Here is a 6,343-nt window from a genome sequence, read left to right as displayed (position 1 = left end):
TAACCCATTATTTCGGCGATTTTTGCCCACTGACTTTACTTAAAAAAACTTGCGTAGCTAAGGCTATGCGCGATTTTGAAGTTCGTCAGAAAACAAAACTCATCCCAAATAATAGCGTATTTACTTAATGTTTAAGGTACTAGCCATTCAGCACCTGCAATGCCTTGGGAGTAGGTAAGTTCAACTTATCCCTTAATTGTATCGGCGAGTCATTACATAACCATTTTGCCCCTTTTTTGCTGAGGGGGTATTCAAAATCTTTGACTTGGCGGGTATTTGTTCGTAAATAAAAAACATAAAAAAATACGGTATGCACATGGTGAGCTTTTATCACTAAGCTGTAGTTGTATTCAACTGTTTGCTTAGCACCTGTCATTTGTTTCTTTGCTTTGAGTTTAATAGACTGGATGTTGCCCCAGCTAAAATGACGATCTGTAAAGGTGCTGATTTTTTTTATTACAAGGGCATTATCCCGGCTTTCTAAACGAGAAAACTGGAGGGTGAACGTGAAAAACAGGAATACCAGTACTGAGAGCATCAAAGCGAGTTTAGTACCACACAAAAACCAAGGCAACCACAGGCTCATCAGGTAAACAAGACGTTGCCCAAGCATTCTAAGGTTAGGGATTAAGAAAATAAGAAAAGGAACTTTTTCAAAGCTGGCTATTGCCTGATTGGGCACAGAGGTACCATAAGTTTTTAGGACTTCTTGCTTGGGCAAAGTGAGTTTGTCACTGATTTTTTGTTGCAAAGTACTGGCAAAATATTGTACTTGTTCGTTTTGCAAAGGGTAACGGTATTCGTCGACCTGGGTGCCGCTTATTTTTAATGGAAAGTAGAGCAAAAAGTATTTATTTACCTGCTTACTTTTGATAATCAACTGAAAGTTATAACGAAACTGGTGGCGGTTTTCTGTAAATGCTTTTTCTGCCCGTATTTCTACCGATTCAAGTTCATTCCACAAGAACTTCTGCTTATTGGGGGTAAAAACATTGTTGATGATTAAACCCGTTTTATCGGCTTTGTATCTGTATATTTTGCCCAAAAACAAAGGCAAAAGCAAGGCACCTATCGGGGCACTTATTCTTAAATAAAGGGGTAAATTATAGAAGTTAACAATGGTTATTACTGATACCACCAAAAATATAACAATAAAGATAGCGAGGGTATTTCTTATGTTATGATAACTATGTGAGTAAAGCCGTGGTGCTTGAGGCAGCGCATTGGGCACAGGCGTAGTTGTTGGGGGAGGGGTGAGTTTTTCTTGTGGGGGCAGGTTGATTGCCTTGCCCTGGAGCACAAGCTCATACTTGCTCCAAAATAACTCTTCTTCACTGGGGTTAAATATTGCCCATAGTTGGGCAGCGATTTGTTCTCTGCTTGACTTTTTCATTTGATCACTTATTAGTTGGTAGTATTTTATACGGGCTTGAATAGCAAGGGGTTGCCTTTGTTATGGTTGTCTTTTACAAAGAACGATTTTCTGCGAAGCAGGTCAATGTTAGGCGTATTTTTGGTTTTTCTTACAAATTTTGTAGCAAAGCCGAAGAACAAAAACACACGCATGAAACTTATAGATAACAAAAAACTTTTGTTGAATAAATCAATAGCCACAACAGTGATGTAGCCGTAGATCATAGTTATTGGTTTTCAGTGTTGTTTTGTGAGCGGTAAAGCCATAAAACAATAGAGCAATATAACCATTTCATAATAAAATATTATCTTGCCTTTCTGATCAAATATAAAAACACCAACCTGAACACTTATGAAAATCTTAGAATATCCACTGGTTTGCTGGCAACTTACCAGCGGCGCCATTTTTGGGCAATTATTGGGCTACAGCCAACAAGTAGTGGCTGACGATGTAAAAAGTCTCAAGGCATCGTTTTCTGAATACATAGAAAAACAAATGAAAGACAGTTGGTTTTATGAGCCCGAAATTGGTAATACCCGCATCAAAACCATCTCTATGGACATAAGGCCTCACTACCAGGAGAGTGACCGTATTTACCCAGTAAAAGAAACCCTGGAGGTAAAAATAGATGCTGTATACGGCAGCAACGAATCGGGTTATTATGAGTGTTTTTTACCCTTGCTACACAAAAATTTTTATTTTTATAATGAAAAGGACCTCGATCGCCTGGTAGAACACTTCTCTCGCGATACTTTTCATGCCCTTACTCCCGACGATATTTATAACTTGCTCATACCTGCTACCCCCTGGCTGGAACAAGTAAAGGTAAAAATACCTAAACGCAAAAAAGAAAAGTCACAAAGTGGAGACTACAAACAGTTTAAACTGCTCAATGGCATTGCCGAAAAGTTGCCCTACTCGCGCAAAGAAAACCGTAAAGGCACCCCCGATGCTGCCTGGGAGCGGGGCGAAACTATAGACCACCTTATCAATATTATGATTGCCGAAAAAACCAATGTGTTATTGGTAGGCAAAAGTGGGGTAGGTAAGAGCGCGGTCATTCATGAAGCCATCCGCAAGGTTACCAGCCAGCAAAAGTCTAAAGATTTTTTTGAGCGTAATTCTTTTTGGCGTACTACACCCAGCCGCATTACCTCTAAGGCAAAGTACCTGGGCGAGTGGCAACTGATATGCGAAGACATGGTATATCAACTGGAGGGTGCCCGTGGTATTTTGTGGCTGGAGAGTTTTGTGATGCTTGCCCTCACTGGGGGCGAAGGGCCCGAAGACTCAGTAGCGGCATTTCTCACCTCGTTTATCCGTCGAGGCAAGCTACGCATTGTGAGCGAAGTAACCCCCGAAGAGCTAGAAGTAATGCGTCGCATGATTCCTGGGTTTATCGAGCATTTTCGCATACTGAAGATAGACGAGATGGACACCCAAACTACCCTGAAGCTATTCGAGTATTTCAACCAATACATTAACAAACGCTACAGCGTAGCGTTTACCCCCAAAGCCCAGGAAATGGCGTATGTACTGCTCGATCGTTTTATCAAATATGAGAGTTTTCCGGGCAAAGCCATTCGATTTCTGATGACTTGCGCCAACAAAGCCATGCAAGACAAAGAGCTGACCATAGACTTGCCCCAAATCATAGACAACTTTACTCGCCAAAGCGGTATCCCCGATTTTCTGTTGCGCGACGACTTGTTCTTGAACGAGGTAGAGTTGAAAGATTTTTTTAAGGAGAAAATAAAAGGGCAAGACCACGTGGTAGACAAGGTGAGTGACATTATCAAGGTGTTTAAAGCCGGGCTCAACGACCCCAACAAACCCGTGGCAACGATGATTTTTGCGGGACCTACTGGGGTAGGAAAAACCGCTACAGTAAAAGCCATTTCGTCTTACTTTTTTGGCAAAGGACAAGCCTATGAACCACTCATTAGGCTAGATATGAGTGAGTTTCAGCACCCTTCGCAAATCTACCGTTTAATTGGTTCTCAAGGCAAGCTCATTCAACACGTGAGGCAAAAACCCTTTTCGGTGTTGTTGCTCGATGAGATAGAAAAAGCCAACCCATTGATATTTGATGCCTTACTTACGGTGCTCGACGAGGGCATTTTGCTCGATGCCGCTGGGCGTCTGACTGACTTCCGCAACACCATTATTATTATGACCTCTAACCTGGGCGCCACTACCCGTAGTTCTCTAGGTTTTAGAAGCTACCAAGGGCACGATTTTGAGTCGAATGTAAAGGCGTTTTTCCGTCCGGAGTTTTATAATAGGGTAGATGCCATTTTGGTGTTCAACCCACTAGAGAAAGAAACCATTTTGTCGATTACCCGCAAAGAGTTGGACGAGATTCAAAAACGTGATGGACTCAAGCAGCGTAATATCAACCTACAGTTTACCAAAAATCTGATAGAACACATTGGCGAAGAGGGCTTTGATCCCAAATACGGTGCCCGCCCCCTACAGCGTGAAATAGAGCGCCTCATTATTGCTCCCTTGGGGCATTTGTTTATCCAAAATCCCACCTTTGCCAACCGCACTATTACAGTAGATTATGACGGCAAGGAGGTGAGTTTAAGGTACTGAGTGGCAACATGATTAAGTTGGATAATATTTGATAAAATATACTTATAAGTGTATTTTTGCAGAAGTTAAAAAATAGGTAAAATGAAATATTAACTGGTTAAACTTGATAAATTGAGTGGTGAAGAAGCATCTATATACACTGTTCTGATTGAGGATGAAGGAAAAACATTATTTGAAAAGTTTATTGAAGAAAATAAGACTATATACTTAAGTGAAATTAAAGATATACTCGCTCGTTTAAAATACATTGGTAGTAGCAGGGGAGGAGCAAGAGAAAACCTTTTTAAGACCAAAGAAGGAAGTCCTGGTGATGGAGTGTGTGCATTGTATGATAACCCTGATAAAAAACTGCGCTTATATTGTATCAGATATGCTTCACAAATTGTGATATTAGGCGGTGGAGGACCTAAAAATGTGCAAGCACTACAAGAAGATGAAAAGTTGAAAAAAGAAAATTATTTTTTACGTTGGTTATCAAAACAAATCACAGAAAGGATTAAGATATAGAGTACATAAATGATGGTTTTGATTTCTACGGAGACTTAAACTTTGAAGATGATGAAGAAACAAGCTAAAGTACATAAAAGTGAGTTGATTGATGATTTATTAGATTCAGTCTCTCCTGAAGAAGAAACAAAGATTACAAGAAAAATGCAGTTGGCTGCCAAGCTAGATGAGGGGCTAAAAGCCAAAGGTTGGAAGAAAAAAGACTTAATGAAAGCAATGGGACAGTCTAACGCCTCGATGGTTACGCGTTGGTTGAGCGGAACCCACAATTTTACGGTAGATACCTTGATTGACTTAGAAAGGGTACTTGATGTTCAACTCTTAGACATCGAGCCGCCAGTTCCTTCAGTATCTTTTAAATTGACTCCTGAAATTGCTCATAACTTGCCGCCAGAGATGATCAATGAACTTGTGAATGTTATGCAAAATATGATGCAAACTTTGACTAGAAAATACAAAATTCAAGTGAACGATAAGCCAGAAGCAAAAGCGAGTTAAAATTATTATAATCATTAAAAAGTAAGCCCAATTCATTTTGCCATGAACTGGGCTTATGTATTTGACAAAAAAATTAATTGAAAAAATGCCCACATTAATAGACGCCTACGATTCGTACAAAGATTTTAACAAACACGCTTACTTTACAGTGTGTTTCGATACGTTGCCTTCGGTACTTGCGTTAAGGTTACCCATGAAAGAAACCAAAGAACACATGGAACAGGTACTTCGGTTGATTGATACCGAAAAATTTAACCTTGAGGTGATTTTTAAAAACTGGAATACCGAAGACGCCAAAAATGCCGACTTCTCTAAAGATTTTATTTATCAACACTTGTTCAAAAGCAAGCAAGAAAAACTGCTGGTATCGGTTGACTTAGACGGTGACCGTCTGGCAGTAGATTTTTTGTATGAGGCTGCCAACCGCCACGTAGAAGAGTGGATCACTGCTACCAATCACGCCATTAGAACCGAATTTGGCGAAGAGCGAGGACCTGTGTTTAAGGTGTTGTCAAAAGATGGCAATTCTTTCTTTACCGAAGATGTAAAAACCAAAGATTTTGACCTCAACATTGGCGAACTTTACAACGACGATTTTCAAGAAGTACACGAAACCATTATGGAATCTTTGACCACTGATCGAGCTGGGTTGATATTGCTCCATGGTGACCCTGGCACAGGCAAAACCTCCTACATCAAAGGCTTGATCTCTAAGCACCCAGGACAAGCGTTTATTTTTATCCAAAACGAGTTTGTCAATGAATTGCTTCGTCCCGACTTTGTGTCGTTTTTGCTCAACCACAAAAACGCAGTGCTTATCATCGAAGACGCCGAAAAAGTAATTATTACCCGTGAACAATCCAACGCCAATTCGGTCGTCTCTACTATTTTACAACTCACCGATGGACTTTTTAGCGATTACCTTAACATCAAAATTATCTGTACCTTTAACACTAGCATTGAGAAAATAGACAAAGCGTTATTACGCAAAGGGCGAATGATTGCTTATTATGATTTTAAACCTTTGAAAGGTGAAAAAGCAGCGGTGTTGATGGGCAACTTGGGGGCAGATGCCAAGGCAAAAGAAATGACCCTTGCCGAAATATTTAGCCACGAAGAACGAGGCTATGGCGATGCCAATAAAAAGAGAAAGATTGGGTTTTAGGCATTGTGTAGAAAATGAAAACTCTTCGGCGTAGAATATTTCATAACTGGCTATTTGTACTCTTAAGTTTTTTGGCAGCATTGGCATGTATAAGCCCCTTGATATCAGTAAGCGAGAAAGGCAGGACAGACCTTGAATATTTCTGATTATAACAGATTGCA

Annotated in this window: 5 protein-coding genes; 4 read left to right on the top strand and 1 reads right to left on the bottom strand. The window is 40.2% G+C overall.

From position 1 onward, the window contains the following. Positions 1-139: 139 nt before the first annotated feature. Positions 140-1,393 carry a hypothetical protein gene (locus tag Q0954_RS15450; RefSeq protein ID WP_299458364.1) on the bottom strand — a complete coding sequence of 418 codons (1,254 nt, stop codon included), beginning with the start codon at positions 1,391-1,393 and terminating at the stop codon, positions 140-142. 372 nt (positions 1,394-1,765) lie between these two features. Here Q0954_RS15450 and Q0954_RS15445 point away from each other — a divergent pair, with 372 nt between their 5' ends. From Q0954_RS15445 to Q0954_RS15430, 4 genes are all read left to right on the top strand, one after another. Beyond that, positions 1,766-4,012 carry an AAA family ATPase gene (locus Q0954_RS15445; RefSeq protein WP_299458362.1) on the top strand — a complete coding sequence of 749 codons (2,247 nt, stop codon included), beginning with the start codon at positions 1,766-1,768 and terminating at the stop codon, positions 4,010-4,012. Between the two features lie 111 nt (positions 4,013-4,123). Beyond that, entirely contained in the window at positions 4,124-4,519 is a 396-nt protein-coding gene (locus Q0954_RS15440; protein WP_299458360.1) for a hypothetical protein, read from the top strand. Positions 4,520-4,567: 48 nt separating this feature from the next. After that, positions 4,568-5,017, top strand: coding sequence for a helix-turn-helix transcriptional regulator (locus tag Q0954_RS15435; protein WP_299458357.1), 450 nt, complete (start codon positions 4,568-4,570; stop codon positions 5,015-5,017). Between the two features lie 85 nt (positions 5,018-5,102). Further along, positions 5,103-6,182: an AAA family ATPase gene (locus Q0954_RS15430; RefSeq protein WP_299458355.1), complete on the top strand. Its 1,080-nt coding sequence runs from the start codon at positions 5,103-5,105 to the stop codon at positions 6,180-6,182. Positions 6,183-6,343 lie beyond the last annotated feature (161 nt).

Source organism: uncultured Microscilla sp., assembly GCF_947493425.1.
Classification (GTDB): domain Bacteria; phylum Bacteroidota; class Bacteroidia; order Cytophagales; family Microscillaceae; genus Microscilla.
This window is presented reverse-complemented; position numbering and strand designations above follow the sequence as displayed.

Bases quoted from the DNA above. Each gene is read 5' to 3' on its own strand.
- Q0954_RS15450 (WP_299458364.1), bottom strand. From the start codon at position 1,393: ATGAAAAAGTCAAGCAGAGAACAAATCGCTGCCCAACTATGGGCAATA.
- Q0954_RS15430 (WP_299458355.1), top strand. From the start codon at position 5,103: ATGCCCACATTAATAGACGCCTACGATTCGTACAAAGATTTTAACAAA.
- Q0954_RS15445 (WP_299458362.1), top strand. From the start codon at position 1,766: ATGAAAATCTTAGAATATCCACTGGTTTGCTGGCAACTTACCAGCGGC.
- Q0954_RS15435 (WP_299458357.1), top strand. From the start codon at position 4,568: ATGATGAAGAAACAAGCTAAAGTACATAAAAGTGAGTTGATTGATGAT.